Origin of the sequence: Enterococcus sp. AZ196, assembly GCF_050498845.1 — a bacterium.
GTDB classification, from domain to species: domain Bacteria; phylum Bacillota; class Bacilli; order Lactobacillales; family Enterococcaceae; genus Enterococcus_A; species Enterococcus_A murrayae.
The window spans coordinates 1,352,501-1,371,023 of record NZ_JBIPAM010000001.1; the positions used below are offsets into that span (position 1 = coordinate 1,352,501).

An 18,523-nucleotide genomic window follows, 5' to 3' on the forward strand; every position below is an offset into this window, starting at 1 on the left:
AAGGGCGGAAACCCTCCAACACTTAGCACTCATCGTTTACGGCGTGGACTACCAGGGTATCTAATCCTGTTTGCTCCCCACGCTTTCGAGCCTCAGCGTCAGTTACAGACCAGAGAGCCGCCTTCGCCACTGGTGTTCCTCCATATATCTACGCATTTCACCGCTACACATGGAATTCCACTCTCCTCTTCTGCACTCAAGTTTCCCAGTTTCCAATGACCCTCCCCGGTTGAGCCGGGGGCTTTCACATCAGACTTAAGAAACCGCCTGCGCTCGCTTTACGCCCAATAAATCCGGACAACGCTTGCCACCTACGTATTACCGCGGCTGCTGGCACGTAGTTAGCCGTGGCTTTCTGGTTAGATACCGTCAAGGGATGAACATTTTACTCTCATCCTTGTTCTTCTCTAACAACAGAGTTTTACGATCCGAAAACCTTCTTCACTCACGCGGCGTTGCTCGGTCAGACTTTCGTCCATTGCCGAAGATTCCCTACTGCTGCCTCCCGTAGGAGTTTGGGCCGTGTCTCAGTCCCAATGTGGCCGATCACCCTCTCAGGTCGGCTATGCATCGTTGCCTTGGTGAGCCGTTACCTCACCAACTAGCTAATGCACCGCGGGTCCATCCATCAGTGACGCAAAAGCGCCTTTCAAACCGAAACCATGCGGTTTCGATTGTTATACGGTATTAGCACCTGTTTCCAAGTGTTATCCCCTTCTGATGGGCAGGTTACCCACGTGTTACTCACCCGTTCGCCACTCCTTTTCTTTCGGTGGAGCAAGCTCCGGTGAAAGAAAAAGCGTTCGACTTGCATGTATTAGGCACGCCGCCAGCGTTCGTCCTGAGCCAGGATCAAACTCTCATATAAAGTGTTTGAAACAGTCGTTAAACTGTTAAGCTCAATTGTATTAATTGACTTGCTAGCATATTGCTTGCTATGTTGTTTGTTTCTATTAAAATAGAAACGCCCTACACATTTGGTTTGTTTTATTCGTTCAGTTTTCAAAGGTCTACATTGTTTGTTGCTTTGTTTCAGCAACTTTTATATCTTAACAGGTTGCCGAGTGAATGTCAACAACTTTTTCACTAATCCTTGAAAAAGTTTTGAAACTTAAATGACAACTTCGAAATAATAACATTCAAAAAAACACTTGTCAACAATTATTTTCGTTGTCAAATCAACATGTTTCAGCAACGTTATTGATATTACCATATTGAAAAATAATGTCAAACACTTTTCAGGTTTTTTCAGTCAAATTTCATATAAACAGAAAATGGACTAGCAAAATGCTAGTCCATCACTACTTCCACTCCATAATGATCACTGATCATAGGTTCATTTTCATTATCAAAAACTATTTTGTAGCTCTCCACCTTAAAATCATGAGATGTAAAAACATAGTCGATCCGTAGTTTAGCAACATTCCCGGCCCATCCATCAATTGCTTCTTCTACTGTATATTCATTGACTGTATTTTCAGCCACAACAAAAGCATCTTGCAGTTTCAACGAGCTTTCTTTCACTAGGTCATAACCTTCATCATTTATTTTAGCATCATTATTGAAATCGCCCATAAGTATAAGAGAGCTTTGCTTTTCCATCAATATTTCTTCTAATGCCTGCCACTCAAAAGCGAAGGCTTTTTCATCATCCTGCCACCATGAAAAATGACTACTTATTATTCTTATTTTTCGCCCGTTAATCTTAGTTTCACCAATCACTAGACTTCTCGTATGATAATCTGCCGGATCAGAGCTTTCCGAGATCAAGTGATTTCCCACCTTTAATGGCGTCTTCGACAACAACCCAATCCCTTCATGATAAATATCATAACCAATATGATTGTAGCCCCAACTCCAATAATAGTGACAGCCTAACTCCTTTAGCCGTTCAGTTAAGCAAAACAAAAAATTATCCTGATGAATAGCCTGTTGTTCTATCGTCGGTTGAAAATGATTATCTAACTTTGCCACAGAACTCGTTATTAGCTGATTCACCTCTTGTAAACCAATAAAATCATATTTTTCTTTAATGATTTTTTTTGCCAAAACTTCAATTTGCTTTTGACCATCTTCTTCCATCCAGCTATGCGTGTTTAAGGTTAGTACTTTGATCGTTCTCGCCTCACTTTAATAATCGATTGTCCCAACTGTTTCCCCGCGAGAAACGAGCCCTGTTTTATCATAATGATAATCTTCAATCTTATCACCATTTGTAAACACCACAATCATTGTTGTTAGTTTACCTGATTCTCGAATCTTCGCCAAATCGGCAGTTGCCACAATTTTACCCGCTTTTACCTTTTCGCCTTCACGAACTTTGATCTCAAAAGCTTCGCCTCCTAGATTGACCGTGTCAATTCCCATGTGAAGCAACACTTCAATCTCATCCTCTGTTTTTATTCCGATAGCGTGCTTCGTTGGGAAGATCGAAACAATCGTTCCTGTAATCGGGCTTGCTATCTCTCCATTTTCTGGAACAACCGCGAAACCTTCTCCCATCATTTTTTGTGAGAACACTTCATCTTGTACTTGATCGATCGGAATCAGCTCACCATTGGCTGGCGCAACAAAATCAGCGTGCATTCCTTTAAAAACTGCTCTTGCTTTTTCTACTTCAGATGAATCATTTTGAAGCGCACTTGAAGGTATCGCTACACCCGAATCCAATAAATCCTGAATATCGGATTTTAAAATATCTGCCTTAGGACCATAAACTGCCTGCACTCCATTATCCTTAACCAAAAGTCCCATTGCTCCAGCCTTTTTCCAGTCTTCTTCGCCGCCAACGACATTTTTATCTGCCACCGTTACCCGCAAGCGAGTCATACATGCATCAACATCCGTAATATTTTGTGGTCCACCTAATAAGTTGATGATCTTCACGATTTGTGAATCCGCTGAAACCGTTCCGTCTGTTGTTTCACTTACGGCTTCTTCACTATCAACCTCATAATTCCCATTTCTTCCTGGTGTTGCATAATTGAATTTTTTGATCATGAAATTTGCAAAGAAATAAGTAAATACACCAAAAGCAATACTCGTTAATACGAAATTGAGCAAGTCATTACCTAATCCTGCACGTAATGCCATAGGCACTCGAGTCAGCAGTTCAATGTTCCCAAATGAATGTACTCTTAAATTGATCAAGTCAGCCATCGCAAAGGCAGCCCCTTGAATCACTGCGTAGCAAGCATACAGTGGCACTGCAACAAACATAAACATAAATTCTAAAGGTTCTGTTACTCCTGTAAGGAATACCGCTACTGCCGCAGAAAGAAACATTGATTTATATTTTTTCTTTTTGTCTGGGTCGACATTACGATACATCGCCAAAGTTAATCCCATCAAAATCCCGGAAGAACCAATCATTTGTCCGACTTTGAAACGTGCTGGTGTCCACTGAGTTAATACTTCTTTATACTGAGACATGTCTCCGCCATTCTTTAAATTGACTAAGTCAGTTGCCCATGCTAACCATAATGGATCTTGACCAAACACTTGGCTTCCTGCCTGTGCCCCTGTCAAGATATCGTAAGTTCCGCCCAATTGTGTATAATTCATCGGGATGGTCAACATATGATGCAGTCCGAACGGCAAAAGTAATCGTTCAAGTGTACCATATAAGAATGGCGCCAATACTGGTGCAGTATCTTGAGAATTTGCAATCCATTTACCAAAATCGTTGATCCCTGTTTGAATAACAGGCCAAATTAGTGCCAATACTAAAGCTACGATAACTGAACGCAAAATTACTACAAAAGGAACAAATCGTTTTCCATTGAAGAAAGTCAATACTTCTGGCAGCTTCCGGAAATTGTAATATTTATTGTAAGCTGTCGCTCCGACAAATCCAGCTATAATCCCAACAAATACGCCCATATTCAACGCAGGTGCTTCTAATACACTCGTAAAATAACCATTGACCATGATTTTTTGGCCAAATAGCGTGTGCGTCATTGCATTTGGATCAGCTAACATTTCTGAAGTGATGCCGAAGATCGAGCCAGTGATTCGATTAATTAGAATAAATGATAGCCCGGCCGCAAAAGCGCCCCCAGCTCGTTCTTTCGCCCAGCTTCCCCCAATTGCCAATGCAAAAAGCAAATGCAGATTGCCAATGATAGCCCAACCAATATTCTCGACGACGCCGCCAGTGGTAACTAGCCATCCTAGATTTTCGTTAATCAATGGTAAGGACTTACCAATACTGATCATTAAACCTGCTGCTGGCATTACCGCAATTACCACCATCAACGCTTTCCCAAATTTTTGCCAAAACTCAAAACTAAAAATCTTTTTGATTCCCTTCATACTTTCTTCCTCCTAAATTTTGATTCACATAATTTGCGCAATCGGTTTCGCTGATTTGCATTATATACTCATTTTCTTTTCTTGTAAACTCTTTCAACGATTTTATTTAAAAAATAGTTTTTCTCTCTATATCTGTTGATTTGTATTTTTTTATTTCTAACGCTTGACTTGTGCAATCGGTTGCGTATATGATGGTGCTAAGAAAACATAAGGAGGACTATCATGAAAAAAGTGCAACGTCTTTTTGAAATTGACCCTTGGAAAATTCGAACTACTAAGCTAGATAAAGAAAATCGTCGTCTTCAGGAATCATTAACTAGTATAGGTAATGGCTACATGGGTATGCGTGGTAATTTTGAGGAAAGTTATAGCGGAGATCATCATCAAGGAACCTACTTGGCCGGAATTTGGTACCCTGATAAAACTCGTGTCGGCTGGTGGAAAAATGGCTATCCTGAATATTTTGGAAAAGTCATCAACGCTCTTGATTTTATTCAAATGAAGTTATTTGTGAATGGACACGAGATCGACCTGACAACCACGCAATTTGAGGATTTTGATTTAGAGTTAAATATGGAAAATGGGGTTCTTACTCGCTCTTTCGTGGCAATAGTTGGTGTCACAAAGGTTCGTTTTACTTTTGAACGCTTTTTGAGTATCGTAAAACAAGAACTCGCTGTGATAAGACTGACTGCTGAGAGCTTATCTGGCGAGGCTGAACTAAAAGTCGTTTCCAAGCTTGATAACAATGTACAGAATGAAGACAGTAATTATGAAGAAATGTTTTGGTTAGAAAAAGGCCGTGGACATCAAGAAGAGAGCAGTTTTTTAACAGCTCAAACAATTCCCAATAATTTTGGAATCGAACAATTTTCAGTTACAGGTGCAATGAAACATATTGGTCCTTCAATCGGTCTGCAGCAGGACGATAATTTGGAAGTTTCTGAGACTTTCACGTTTGACTTGAAGCCTCAACAATCAATTCAATTAGAAAAACGAGTGGTGGTATTGACCAGTCGAGATATCCCTGAATCAGAACAAGGTAAAAAGGCTATCGCATTATTAACGGAATACAACGATTCCTTTGAAGAACTTTTAGCTGAACAAAATGCCGCTTGGGCAAATCGTTGGGCCTTAGCAGATGTCTTGATTGGCGGAGACGATGAAGCACAGCAGGGTATCCGGTTTAACATCTTCCAACTGTTTTCTACTTATTATGGTGAAGATGAACGGTTAAATATTGGGCCAAAAGGTTTCACTGGTGAGAAATACGGTGGGGCAACTTATTGGGATACTGAAGCATACGCTGTCCCAATGTATTTAGGAATTTCTGATCCAGGAATAACTAAAAATTTACTAAAATACCGCCACAATCAGTTACCGCAAGCGCAACATAATGCTCGCCAACAGGGACTTAATGGAGCATTATATCCAATGGTTACCTTTACTGGTGTCGAATGCCACAATGAATGGGAAATTACTTTCGAAGAAATCCATCGAAACGGCGCAATTGCATATGCGATTTATAATTATACGACTTATACTGGTGATGACAGCTATATTCAAAATGAAGGCTTAGAAGTATTGACTGAAATTGCTCGTTTCTGGGCAGATCGTGTACACTATTCTAAGCGTCAACAAAAATATATGATTCATGGTGTAACGGGCCCTAATGAATATGAAAATAATATTAATAATAATTGGTATACCAACTATCTGGCAGCTTGGGTTCTATCATATACTTTAGAAAGCTATCAAAAACACCAAAATCAAACCAGTGTCTCTATTTCCTCAAAAGAACAAGAGAAATGGCAAGACATAGTTGAGCATATGTACTTCCCTGCAGATGAGGAATTAGGTATTTTTGTTCAACACGATACTTTCTTAGACAAAGAGTTGATGTCAGCGAATGATTTGTCTCCAGAAGACCGCCCGCTAAATCAAAACTGGTCTTGGGATAAGATTCTACGCTCTTGTTTTATTAAACAAGCAGACGTTTTACAAGGGATTTATTTCTTCGGAGATCATTTCACTAAAGAAGAAAAACGCAAGAACTTTGAATTTTACGAGCCGATGACGGTCCATGAATCTTCTCTTTCTCCTTCGATCCACGCTATTTTAGCCGCAGAGCTTGGGTTGATTGATAAATCAATGGAGATGTACCAACGAACTGCGCGCTTGGACTTGGACAACTATAATAATGATACTGATGATGGATTGCATATTACTTCCATGACAGGTAGCTGGTTAACTATCGTCCAAGGCTTCGCACAGATGAAAACAACTGGCGGTAATTTAAGCTTTGCACCATTGCTGCCTAAGGAATGGAATCAGTATTCCTTCCATATCAATTATCGCGGAAGACTAATCTTTGTCTCCGTAAATAAAGAAGAAGTGAAAATCGACTTGAAAGATGGTTCTGCCTTAGCTATGATGCTCTATGGGAAGGAAATTTCTTTGGAAGATTCACTGACAGTCCCACTGGAACAGGAGGAAGCAAATGTTTAAAGGCGTTTTGTTCGATCTGGATGGTGTGATCACTGATACTGCAGAATATCATTACTTAGCATGGAAAAAGTTGGCAGATGATCTCGGGATTTCAATTGATCGTCAATTTAATGAAAAATTGAAGGGCGTTAGTCGTGAAGATTCTTTGCGGCTAATTCTCAACTATGGCGGTCGCGAAAAAGATTTTTCTGATGTAGAATTTAAGCAGTTAGCAAAATCAAAAAATGATCATTATGTAGAAATGATCCAAGCTGTTTCGCCACAAGATGTATATCCTGGCATCTTAGACTTGCTGAAAGCATTGAAAAATGCTGACATCAAAATTTCTTTAGCATCAGCGAGTAAGAATGGTCCTTTTTTATTGAAGCAAATGGGTCTGAGCGACTATTTCGACGGCATCGCTGATCCGGCAGCGGTCAACGCTGGAAAACCAGCTCCGGATATTTTCATTTTAGCTGCACAAATCGTTGGACTAAAGCCTGAGGAATGTATTGGGATCGAGGATGCACAAGCAGGAATTTCTGCTATTAAAGCTAGCGGGGCATTACCGATAGGAGTAGGAACCTCCGAACAACTGGGTAATGATATTGCATTGGTGGCTTCTACAGCTGAACTCACTTTAGAATTTTTAGAAAAACAATGGAATAAGTAATTATAAATGAGAAAGGAGAGCAAAAGATGGTATCTACAGTTAAAGACGTGGCTAAAAAAGCAAAAGTCTCTCCTTCTACTGTTTCACGCGTAATCAACGATCATCCTAGTATTTCTATTGAAACAAAGCAACGCGTTCGTAAAATCATGGATGAAATGGGCTACTTTCCAAATGTTACTGCACGAAATCTTGGCAAGCAACGGGCGAACTCCTTTGGCGTTATTCTACCGCCGCTTGATTCTCGTGAGCGCTTAGGCAATCCGCTTTATTTGGAATTGTTAAACGCAGTCAACGAAACGGCAGCAGAATTTCAAATTACCACTGCTGTCGCTTCAGCTAATAACAGCGAGACTTTGTTAGAAAATGTTACCCGGATGCATCGGCAAAAACAAGTCGACGGCTTCATCTTAGCCTATTCTGAAAAAGACGATCCAGTAGCAGAGTATTTATACCAAAACCAAGTGCCCTTTACTTTGATTGGTCGTCCACCAAAAAGAGAAGCTGATATCGTTTACGTTGACAATGACAATCAGCTGCTTGGAAAACAAGCGACTGAGTATTTAATCGATAAAGGTCACAAAAATATTCTATTCGTTTCAAACGTCAATCAAGAAGTTATATTCTTTGAACGCTATTTTGGTTATCAAGAGGCTATGATGCTAAAGGGCTATCCTACCCACTCCCCATTAGCGATGCTTCAGCCCGAAGACTATACACAATTTCCTGAGGTGATCAAAGAAACGGGTGCCACAGCATTAGTTGTGATTGATGATATTTTTGCTTTACGTATGATTCAGCTGGCGACATTGCATGGATATAAAGTCCCTGATGATCTTTCAGTCATCAGCTTCAATAATTCAATTTTCGCAACGTTAGTCCATCCTTACTTGACGACGATTGATATTGATATTTCTGATCTTGGTCGCCTAGGTACACAGAAATTGATGGAGCAAATTGATCAGAAACAATCTAGCGGTGTTCAGCTGGTTGTACCGCACCATCTGATCCAAAGAGAAACTGTTCGTACGATTTAAATAATCATTAAATGCGGTCTGTCCAACTTGTGACAGGTCGTTTTTTTGTATATACTGACGAAAAATCAGAAAGAAAGTGGATAGATGATTCTAATCTTTGGTCTACTCATAGTGCTCTTTCTGATCTATTGTCGCTACTCTACCTACCAATTGATCGAAAAGCACTTTCAAATTATCAAAAATGAACAACTGACTATTAATGCTGGTAAAAAAACAGGATTAACAATCGCTCAAATTAGTGATAGCCACTTCTCCCCTTTTTACTCTCCCAAACGGTTTGATAAAATTATTAATAAATTAAATCAAGAAAAACCTGATATCGTTCTGTTTACTGGTGATTTGATCGAGAACTATCAGTATTTGCAAGCACGGGATTGCACGACAATCAGTCAACAATTAGCTAGAATCACGGCACCAAAAGGAAAATTCGCTATTTTAGGAAATCATGATTACCGTTCCAATGGGCAGGAAGCTGTTGAAAAAATGCTGATAGACGGTGAATTCATCCTGTTGAATAATCAAAGTATGAAGGTGGATAAGTTAAGTTTAACGGGGATAGATGATGGACAGGAAGGAACTCCCAACTATTCCATATGTCCCGCAGACGCTGACTTCTCCATATTAATGGTTCATGAGCCTGATCAAGTCAGACATCTGCCGCAGCTGGAACATTTCGATTTAATTCTATCTGGGCACAGCCATGGCGGGCAAATTCGTTTTCCGATCTTTCCTTATAAAAATTTCGGATCAAAGCTTTATGATCAAGGCATCTATGCGTTGACACCTCAAACCAGTTTAGTCGTTAATACTGGTTTAGGTACGACGGGACCTCCTCTGCGTTTCAGAGTAATTCCTGAAATTTTATATTTTCATCTATAGAAAAAGAGTTCGGAGTCATTCCTTTTGGGAAATTCTCCAAACTCTTTTTTATGCACGATTTTTTTGTTTGAGATAAGGAAGCATGATCGGTACTAGTGAAACAAAGACAATCAGCAGCATGATCAGAGAAAAATGCTCACTGACAATCGGAATATTTCCTAAAAAATAACCAGCTAAGCTAACAACGGTTGCCCAAACAATTGCTCCGAAAATATTGAAGCTTGAAAAAATGCCCCAATTCATTTTACTAGAGCCGGCAATAAATGGAATGAACGTACGAACAAACGGCATGAAACGTCCTAAAAAGATCGTCCATTTTCCACGTTCATTGAAAAAAGTTTCCGCTTCTCTTACCTTATCTTCCTTTATAAAACGAGAAATCGGACTATGATACAATGCCTTGACCCCGATCGTATGCCCAATCCAGTAATTCATCATATCACCCAAAATCGCAGCAATTATACAAATTCCGATTACATAGGGCAAATAGAGTACATCTCCCCCTAAGGCCGTTAATGCCCCTGCCGCAAATAAAAAGGAATCCCCCGGTAAGAACGGAAAAATAACGACTCCTGTTTCAATAAAAATAATTGCGAATAAAATTGGATAAATCCCCACTCCGTATTGTTGAACCATTGACACCATATGAGCATCAATGTGCAAAATAAAATCAATTAAAGCCATACACCATACTCCTTCTGAAAAGACTTCTTTCTTATCATACGACTTTTCAAGAAAAAGGAAAGATTGATTCCCTGTTCTATAGAAAAAATAAATTTTATTTGGAAAATGGTATAATAATAAAAAAGATCAAAAGGAGTAATCAATGAGCGTTCTTTCTCATATGAAAAGCATGCAGAAGGAAATGTCTGCATCCGAAAAAAAAATTTATTGCTTTATTCGCGACAATAGTGAAAAAGCTGCGAGTATGACGGCGAATGAAATCGCAGAGGCATCTGGAGCTAGTGCACCCACAGTCGTTCGATTCTCAAAGAAGATGGGATTTAATAGTCTAACAGATTTAAAAATAGAACTTTCAGCAGAAACAATGCAGGAACGCAGAAATAATACGTACAGCGATGTCGATCACGACGAATCCTTTCACAGCTTAAAAAATAAATTGGCTAGTAACGCCCGCTATACGATCGATGAAACAACAGCTCTATTCAATGAAGGAGAGTTTCTAGAAGCCTGTACACTACTAGAAGAAAAGGAATTTTGCTATGTTTTAGGTATTGGAGCTTCTAATCTGGCGGCCACTGATATTGTGCAAAAATGGAGTCGTTTAGGAAAAAATGTTATCAGCGAACCAGATTACAATACTATTCTGCCGCAGCTGATTTTACATCAAAAGGAGTCTGTCATTTGGTTAGTATCTAATTCGGGCTTAACCTCCGAATTAATCGCACTGGCCGAGACGGCAAAGGATTTAGGAATTCCGATTATTACCTTAACTCAATTCGGGCAAAACCCACTGGCGAAGTTAGCAGATGTTTGTCTCCAGACTTCGCGCCCTACCGAAGCCACATATCGCAGCGCTGCAACAGATTCAATCTTAGCTCAATTCATTACGATCGATTTATTATTTTATGTCTATATCAGCCGCAACAAAGAAAACGCTGAAAAAATATATACGACAAGAGCAATCGTGCAGGAATATCGAAAAAAATACTTCTAGAAAAGGACGTGGAAGAAATAATTTCTTTCATGTCCTTCTTGATTTATATATGAATCAAGAGATCATCATTACGAGTGATTCTTTCACTTTTTAATTACCACTCTAAAAAATCAGTTATCTTACAGCTATTTGGAAGAAGCAACTCTCTTCTCCCCGTATTGTGAAAATAGTAAAGAGCGGTACCGACTTGGCCCGCTCTTTACTATTTTTCTATTTTGTTGTTGCTTTGAAGACTTCCTCAGAAGCTTTCACTGTCCCAGTTTTTTCAAGCACATGTGTTTCTACATCATTCATATTGGTAATCAACACCATCATTGATGTCCCCTTACCAGCTTCCTTGATTGCTGCTAGATCAACTGTAGCTACCTGTGTTTCAGTAGTAACGCTTTGACCTTCTGTTACAAGCACCTCAAATGGCTTCCCGTCTAGCTCTACTGTATTGATCCCCATATGAAGCAGAACTTCTAACCCACTTTCGGTTGTAATGCTGATCGCATGCTTCGTTGGAAAAATAGTTGAGATTTTACCAGCCACTGGGGCAAAAATCGCACCATCAGTCGGTTCAACAAAGTAGCCTTCTCCCATCATTTTTTCTGCAAACACAGGATCTGCCGCTTCTTCTAACGGATGAACCGAACCAGCGGCTACTGCTGTGAAGATATTTGCTGTATGAGCAATGACGGGTGTATTTACTGCTTCTGCTGTTTCAAACGTTGCCTCTGCCAATTCTTGTTCAGCTAATTTATCTTTGGGGATACCAAAGAAATAAGTAGCAATAAATCCGCCGATATAAGCAGCGAGTAGGCCAAGGACATAGCCCCACCAACGACCGTTAGCGATCAATGGGATCAATGCTGCACCTGATGGTCCAATTGCAATTGCACCAACACCGCCAATCGCGCCGATCACAGCACCACCGATACCACCGCCTACACAGGCAGTGATGAATGGACGTCCTAATGGCAATGTCACACCATAAATCAACGGTTCGCCAATCCCTAAGATACCAACCGGTAGAGCACCTTTGATCATTTCAGTTAATTCCTTGTCCTTGCGTAATTTGATCCACAAGGCAAAAGCAGCCCCTACCTGACCTGCGCCAGCCATTGCCAAAATTGGCAACAACAACGTTTTTCCAGTTTCACCGATCATTTGAATATGGATCGGTGTCAAAATTTGATGAAGCCCAAACATAACCATCGGCAAGAATAGCGCTCCTAATACAAAACCAGAGAAAGCTCCACCAACCGACAGTACCCAGTTGATTCCGCCAACCATGCCGTTGGAAATGAAGCCTGCTAATGGCATAATCAAAAAGATTTCAAGCAGACCGATCACTAGCAAGGAAAGCATTGGAGTAATGATGATATCCACTGCATCTGGAATGATTCGATGCAATTTCTTCTCAACGATCGATAGTAACCAGACAGCAAAGATAACTCCAATAATTCCGCCTTGACCAGCGGCTAAGGTATCACCTGTAAATAAATTTTTGATTGGAGCCTCGGGATTCATTCCCGTTAGTAGAACAACTGCTCCGATAACACCACCAAGTGTAGGAGTCGCACCGAAAACTTGTGCAGCATTCACGCCGGTAAAGATAACTAAATAGCTAAACATTCCATTTTTCAAAATGTTTAAAACATCGACAAATTGCTGCCATGTCGCAGCATCGATTGTACCAGCCGTAATTAAGTTCGTCATAACTGCTGCAACACCAGCGATTAATCCTGACCCCACAAACGCTGGAATCATTGGTACAAAAATATTAGAAATATCTTTTAAAACTGCTTTAAGAGGTGAATTTTTTTGCTTAGCTTTTTGAGCGGCCTTCATTTCAGCCGCTTTGGCATTGACTTTGTCTTTACCAGAACCCTGCGGCAGTTCTTCTCCCAGTTCAACACCAGCAATGTCGACCATTTCTTTGGCAACTTTGTTAACTTTACCAGGTCCAATGATTACCTGTAGTTGTTCATCATCCACTACTCCAAGTACACCTGGTATGCTTTTTAATTTCGCTTGATCAACTTTACTGTCATCACGAACGCTCATCCGCACACGTGTCATACAATGAACGACACTCTGAACGTTCTCCATCCCTCCGGCACCATCATAGATTTCTTTAGCAATTTGGTTTAAGGTTAATTCTTCTTTCGCCATAGTTCTTCCCTCCTAAATTGTGTTTTTAACAAATCCATCAGCTTGGATTAATTTCTCAGCGGCTTGTTCTTTCGTACTGTTCGTCAAAATCATCACGATTGCTAATTTAACATTCTGATCCGCTTTTTCAAAATAATAAGCGGCTGTCTCATAGTCAGCTTCTGTTGCTTGCATGATTATGCGTTTTGAACGTTCAACAAGCTTTTCATTGGTAGGCTTTACATCTACCATTAAATTGTTATAGACTTTTCCGATTCCAATCATGCTGATCGTCGAAATCATATTTAAGATCAATTTTTGAGCTGTTCCTGATTTCAGACGAGTAGATCCTGTCAAAAACTCGGGCCCGCAATCAACTTCAATTGGCAATTCAGCATGCTTACTGATTTCGGCTCCTTTGTTGCAGGAAATCGTTCCTGTTGCTGCGCCATTTGCTCGAGCATAGTCTAATCCGCCAATTACATAAGGCGTGCGTCCACTTGCTGCAATTCCAATAACCATATCATTTTCATTTAAATGCAACTCTTTTAAATCTTGCGCCCCTAATTCAGCGTCATCTTCCGCACCTTCTACTGCGACAGTCATGGCTTGTTCGCCGCCAGCTATTAGACCAATAACCATTTCAGGCTCGACTCCAAAAGTCGGCACACATTCCGCTGCATCTAATACACCTAGACGTCCGCTGGTTCCAGCACCCATATAAATTAATCGACCGCCTTTTTTAAAGGCCGAGATGGTCGCTTTAACGACTTTTTCAATTTGAGGTAATTGTTCCGCGACCGCATCCGGTACTTTGTGGTCCTCATGATTCATCAACTTTACAGCTTCTGCAACACTCATTTCATCTAGGCCAAAAGTTGTTTCATTTCGTCGCTCTGTCGTTAAGTTTTCTAAATTAATCATTCTTTTTCCACACTCTCTAAACTAAATTTCTGTCCTGCTTTTATATGTTTGATCAATGCTTGATCCTTTTCTATTACTTGTCCGACCACATTCACCTTTTCATCGGCCGGCAAACATTGCTTCACCACCTGAATCTCACCCATATATCGTAAATAGTTCTTGTTATCAATCGTAACTGCCCCTAAATCTCGTTTCCTGACTGGTAACGGTTCGATATTCGGAATGTCTTTAAACCGCGCTTCTGCACTGCGAATCACATCACGAGCCTCATCTTGACGATTGATGTGATCTCCCAAAACATATTCGACCTGCTTATCGAGCTCTTTGACATTCAGCTTTATCTTTTCTTCTTTTAGATACAAAGAAAATTGCTTCAATACTTCTTTCGATAACCCGCTATCTCCGATGTATACTTTATCCGTATCTTCCAGTAAATCTAGCGCTGCCGCTAAGGGATGCATTCCACGATGCTCTTCTAATGTAGGTAAACCATTGAATAAAGGGCCTCGCAATTTATCATCTCCAGGAACAAAGCCTTGGATTGTAAATCCATATGATTTCAACCATTGATTTTTTTGGCGATACCAGTTTTTATCTATTGCTGTTTCAGGTCTCGGATAGTAGTTGTGCCAAGCTTCCAAATGTTTGAAGTTTGCTTGACCCTCCTGCAATTCCTTAATATCTCCATCAGTAATTGTCGAAGCGTTCAAAGCAATTGGCATTTTTTGTGACAGCCTGGCGATTTGATTGTTGCTAATGTGATAATCCATTCTTAACCCAGTTACGCCGATCTCAATAAGCTCGTCTGCTCGATCAAAAGAAAATCCTGCTCGTTCTAAAGCTTCACCTGAAATATCTACCATCAGCTCCAAGTGATGCTCTTTCGCAACAGAGCCAAGGTCCGTCAAGCGCTTACGATATTGAGCGGCATCATCTTCTGGAATATGCAAAGAAGTAAAAATACCAGAAAATCCATTTTGCGCCATTTCTTCTATATACTTTTTGGTTTCATTGGTTAAACCTTCATTTAAGAATATTGAAAATCCAAACATCTGCTTCCTCCCTCTCATTCCAAACAATACCTGCTAAATGAAAACCATTTCATCTTTACGAGATGATTATAAACGCTAACAGCAGAAAATGCAACAACATTTCACGATTAAATCATTTCGAATGAAATTACATTTCTTAAATGAGCAAGTATTCCGGTTTTTTACCTCTTTTTATGTATACTGTTTAATGGAACTGGAAAGGGGATCCGTCTATATGAAAATTGCAATTGCTGGAGCAGGTGCCATGGGGAGTCGCATCGGATTGATGCTCCATCAGGCAGGTAATGAAGTGATTCTGATCGATCGTTGGCCTGATCATATCAAGGCTATTCGAGAAAACGGCTTAATTGGCGAGTTTGAGGATCATAAGGTAGTGGCTCACCTGCCAATTTATTCACCAGAAGAAATCGTAGAAGACCATACTAGTGTTGATTTAGTTGTTGCACTAACTAAATCCATGCAGCTCAGAGCGATGTTTCAAGATATTCAACCAATTATCAGTGAAAAAACCTTCGTCTTTTGTCTATTAAATGGTTTAGGTCATGATGAAACCTTGTCAGAATTTATTCCAAGAGAAAATATTATTTTTGGGACAACAACTTGGACTGCAGGACTTGCAGGGCCTGGACACGCAAGTTTAGTTGGAACAGGCAGTATTGAGATGGAAAATTTAGACCCATCAGGGAAAGCTTTCACGCTAGAGGTATTAGAGGTTTTCCAAAAAGCGGGGCTAAACCCGGTCTACAGCAATAATGTACGTTACTCCATTTGGAAAAAAGCATGCATCAATGGAACTTTAAATGGCTTATGTACCATCTTGGATTGCAACATCGCCGACTTTGGTTCATTGAGTATTGCTGGAGACTTGATTGAAACGATTGTAGGAGAATTCGCCTCGGTGGCTGAAGTAGAGGGAATTATACTTGATCAACCACAAGTGATACAAGCAATTGAAGCTACTTATGATGTTAAAGCTCAGGGGTTACATTTTCCTTCTATGTACCAAGACCTGATTCGTAACCATCGAAAAACCGAGATTGACTATATTAATGGAGCTGTTTGGCAAAAAGGAATGAATTACCAAATCAGTACACCCTACTGTGCCTTTTTGACTCAATTGATTCATGCTAAAGAAGAGCTATTAGAAGCAAAATAAAAAAAGCGCCTAGGCGCTTTTTTTATTAGGAATAATTTCTACTTTCTTCCAATAAAGAATGAAACCACTGCAACAACAATGACGGCACCAATAATAGAAGGAACCAGTGCCATGCCTGCTAAGCTAGGGCCCCATGAGCCAAGTAACGCTTGACCGATTGCAGAACCGACTAAACCAGCAACAATATTTGCTATCCAGCCCATTGAACCGCCTTTTTTAGTAATCGCACCCGCAATCACACCGATCAATGCACCAATGATTAATGTCCATAACCAACTCATTCTTCTCTCCCTCTTTCTATATAAAATAATTACATAATCATGTTACAAATAAGCTTCATTTTTTTCTATTATTCTGCTCAGTTATCGCCTGCATTTTCTAAAATAATTGTTCAAAACACTATTACAACGGGATTATAGGCAAATATTCAGTGCACTTCAAAAATTTCTTGAACAAAGAAATTTCTGAAGCTAAAAAAACATTTTTTTACTATTAAAGGAAGACTTTTATCTTAATTGATTAATGAATTTTGTTTTTTAGCTTGTTATCGTCAAAAAACAAAAAAATATTATCTTAATATAACAAACACTATGGGATTATAGCTTTTTGGTGAAAACAGTATGAAAAGTTTTTCACGATAATTGAATTGTCAGAACATTCTGCTATTATGGACAAATAATTATCAGAATATTTTAAATCTACATACTATTCTCTCTATTTAGAAATGAGGCATCTCTATGGAAAATAAATTACAGAAACAAATGACTTCTCGCCACATTATGATGCTGGCACTTGGTGGAGCAATCGGTGCCGGCCTATTCAAAGGAAGCGGGGAGGCAATTGGAATCGCCGGCCCTTCCGTCATTCTTGCTTTTCTGCTTGGCGGCTTGGTACTTTTCATCGTTATGAATGGGTTAGGCCGTTTAGTATTAAGCAGTGACAATGTTCAAGGTCTTTCTGGGATCATTAAACCCTTTCTTGGTGAACGTACGGCGGATTTTATTGATTGGCTATACTGGTCACTATGGATGATTAATATTATTGCGGAAGCAGTAGCTGCCGCTAGCTTTATGCAATTATGGTTTCCACATATCCCTTCTTGGATCTTCGTGTTGATTTTGGCAATATTAACGACGGTTATCAATTTATACTCCGTTCGTCTATTCGCCGAAACAGAGTATTGGCTGGCATTTATTAAAATTGCTGTCATCATTGTCTTGATTATTTTTAGCGCTTATCTCGTTGGACATGAAATCATTGCTATCGGCTTTATTGATACCATTTCTCGAATGAACAGCCATGGCGGCTTTACTCCCCATGGTCTTCACGGACTGGTAAATTCTCTTTTAGTTGTAATTTATTCTTACGGCGGTTCTGAACTAATTGCTATTACAGTCAGTGAAGCAGAAGATCCTAAAACAGCTATTCCAAAAGCTATCAAAGGCGTTATGGGCAGAATCATTTCATTTTATATCGTACCAATGGCTTTGCTTTTGATCATTTACCGTTGGGATACCTTAGCTGCAACAACTGCTAGTCCATTTGTAATGGTCTTTCAAAAAATGCATATTCCCTTTGCTACGGATATTGTGAATTTCGTTATTGTATTGGCTCTATTTTCTTCTATTAATTCTGGTGTCTATGCTTCCTCTCGAACACTGTACTTCCGTGTAAAAAATAATAACGGCTTCACCTCTAAGCTTGCTGCTTTAAACAAACATCAGGTTCCGCAACGAGCAGTATTATTTTGTACCGGTACACTGTATCTTGGAGTCGTCTTGTCCTATTTCCTAGGGAATAAATTATTCAACTATTTAGTTGGCTCACTGTCATACTCTGTATTATTGACTTGGCTGTTGATCAGCATAGCAGCATTTGTCTTAGCATTGAAAAAAGGAAGCAAAGTGGAACAATTTTTTAGCGGACTAGTCATTCTAGTATTAGGATTGATTTTCGTGGGAATTCTTATGAATAACCCGATTGGAGTAACGCTTTTCACTGCATGTGTATATCTCATTATCCTCATCAGCTATCGTAAAAAACAAGCTGATACAGTTACCGAACAGTTATAGATAAACAGCCGGATTCGTACAGTGTATTGATTCGGCTGTTTTTTAGTTATTTTGTCCAAAAAAAGGAAAGTACGCTTTACATATATGACGGTTCCATTTATACTATAGATGGAAA

At 39.7% G+C, this 18,523-nt stretch carries 14 protein-coding genes and 1 rRNA gene (1 of these 15 only partly in view); 7 read left to right on the top strand and 8 right to left on the bottom strand.

Features of this window, described 5'->3' with window-relative positions; translation table 11 throughout:
• The 3 genes from IGI67_RS06585 to IGI67_RS06595 all read right to left on the bottom strand — a co-directional run.
• Positions 1-868: ribosomal RNA gene (locus IGI67_RS06585) — 16S ribosomal RNA — on the bottom strand; it reaches 691 nt to the left of the window's first position.
• Between the two features lie 422 nt (positions 869-1,290).
• Positions 1,291-2,082, bottom strand: a complete 792-nt coding sequence (locus IGI67_RS06590; RefSeq protein WP_429957180.1) for an endonuclease/exonuclease/phosphatase family protein — start codon at positions 2,080-2,082, stop codon at positions 1,291-1,293.
• A gap of 48 nt (positions 2,083-2,130) precedes the next feature.
• Entirely contained in the window at positions 2,131-4,314 is a 2,184-nt protein-coding gene (locus tag IGI67_RS06595) for a PTS transporter subunit IIBC (RefSeq protein ID WP_429957181.1), read from the bottom strand.
• A 222-nt stretch (positions 4,315-4,536) separates the two neighbouring features.
• Here IGI67_RS06595 and IGI67_RS06600 point away from each other — a divergent pair, with 222 nt between their 5' ends.
• The 4 genes from IGI67_RS06600 to IGI67_RS06615 all read left to right on the top strand — a co-directional run bounded on the left by IGI67_RS06600 (position 4,537) and on the right by IGI67_RS06615 (position 9,387).
• The gene (locus IGI67_RS06600) at positions 4,537-6,822 is read left to right on the top strand and encodes a glycoside hydrolase family 65 protein (RefSeq protein ID WP_429957182.1); all 2,286 of its coding nucleotides are present in this window, start codon (positions 4,537-4,539) and stop codon (positions 6,820-6,822) included.
• The gene (gene pgmB, locus IGI67_RS06605) at positions 6,815-7,474 is read left to right on the top strand and encodes a beta-phosphoglucomutase (RefSeq protein ID WP_207110187.1); all 660 of its coding nucleotides are present in this window, start codon (positions 6,815-6,817) and stop codon (positions 7,472-7,474) included. The genes IGI67_RS06600 and pgmB overlap by 8 nt, the downstream gene beginning before the upstream one ends.
• A 26-nt stretch (positions 7,475-7,500) precedes the next feature.
• The gene (locus IGI67_RS06610; protein ID WP_207110186.1) at positions 7,501-8,508 is read left to right on the top strand and encodes a LacI family DNA-binding transcriptional regulator; all 1,008 of its coding nucleotides are present in this window, start codon (positions 7,501-7,503) and stop codon (positions 8,506-8,508) included.
• An 84-nt stretch (positions 8,509-8,592) separates the two neighbouring features.
• Positions 8,593-9,387, top strand: coding sequence for a metallophosphoesterase (locus IGI67_RS06615; protein WP_429957183.1), 795 nt, complete (start codon positions 8,593-8,595; stop codon positions 9,385-9,387).
• 48 nt (positions 9,388-9,435) lie between these two features.
• On the opposite strand, the gene IGI67_RS06620 is transcribed toward IGI67_RS06615, so the two are convergent.
• Positions 9,436-10,071, bottom strand: a complete 636-nt coding sequence (locus IGI67_RS06620) for a VTT domain-containing protein (protein ID WP_429957184.1) — start codon at positions 10,069-10,071, stop codon at positions 9,436-9,438.
• Between the two features lie 142 nt (positions 10,072-10,213).
• Between IGI67_RS06620 and IGI67_RS06625 the strand changes: the two genes are divergently transcribed.
• The gene (locus IGI67_RS06625) at positions 10,214-11,065 is read left to right on the top strand and encodes a MurR/RpiR family transcriptional regulator (RefSeq protein WP_207110183.1); all 852 of its coding nucleotides are present in this window, start codon (positions 10,214-10,216) and stop codon (positions 11,063-11,065) included.
• Positions 11,066-11,275: 210 nt separating this feature from the next.
• Here IGI67_RS06625 and IGI67_RS06630 read toward each other — a convergent pair whose 3' ends face one another.
• The 3 genes from IGI67_RS06630 to IGI67_RS06640 are packed head-to-tail and all read right to left on the bottom strand — an operon-like array spanning position 11,276 to position 15,180.
• Entirely contained in the window at positions 11,276-13,225 is a 1,950-nt protein-coding gene (locus IGI67_RS06630; RefSeq protein WP_429957185.1) for a glucose PTS transporter subunit IIA, read from the bottom strand.
• A 12-nt stretch (positions 13,226-13,237) separates the two neighbouring features.
• On the bottom strand, positions 13,238-14,128 hold the full coding sequence (murQ, locus tag IGI67_RS06635) for an N-acetylmuramic acid 6-phosphate etherase (RefSeq protein WP_429957186.1): 891 nt from the start codon (positions 14,126-14,128) through the stop codon (positions 13,238-13,240).
• Entirely contained in the window at positions 14,125-15,180 is a 1,056-nt protein-coding gene (locus tag IGI67_RS06640) for a DUF871 domain-containing protein (protein WP_429957187.1), read from the bottom strand. Before IGI67_RS06640 ends, murQ begins: the two co-directional genes overlap by 4 nt.
• Before the next feature lie 214 nt (positions 15,181-15,394).
• Between IGI67_RS06640 and IGI67_RS06645 the strand changes: the two genes are divergently transcribed.
• Entirely contained in the window at positions 15,395-16,336 is a 942-nt protein-coding gene (locus IGI67_RS06645) for a 2-dehydropantoate 2-reductase (RefSeq protein ID WP_207110179.1), read from the top strand.
• Positions 16,337-16,374: 38 nt separating this feature from the next.
• Here IGI67_RS06645 and IGI67_RS06650 read toward each other — a convergent pair whose 3' ends face one another.
• The gene (locus tag IGI67_RS06650) at positions 16,375-16,617 is read right to left on the bottom strand and encodes a GlsB/YeaQ/YmgE family stress response membrane protein (protein WP_016181535.1); all 243 of its coding nucleotides are present in this window, start codon (positions 16,615-16,617) and stop codon (positions 16,375-16,377) included.
• A gap of 456 nt (positions 16,618-17,073) precedes the next feature.
• On the opposite strand from IGI67_RS06650, the gene IGI67_RS06655 reads away from it, so the two are divergent.
• Positions 17,074-18,408, top strand: coding sequence for an amino acid permease (locus IGI67_RS06655; protein WP_429957188.1), 1,335 nt, complete (start codon positions 17,074-17,076; stop codon positions 18,406-18,408).
• Positions 18,409-18,523: the final 115 nt, after the last annotated feature.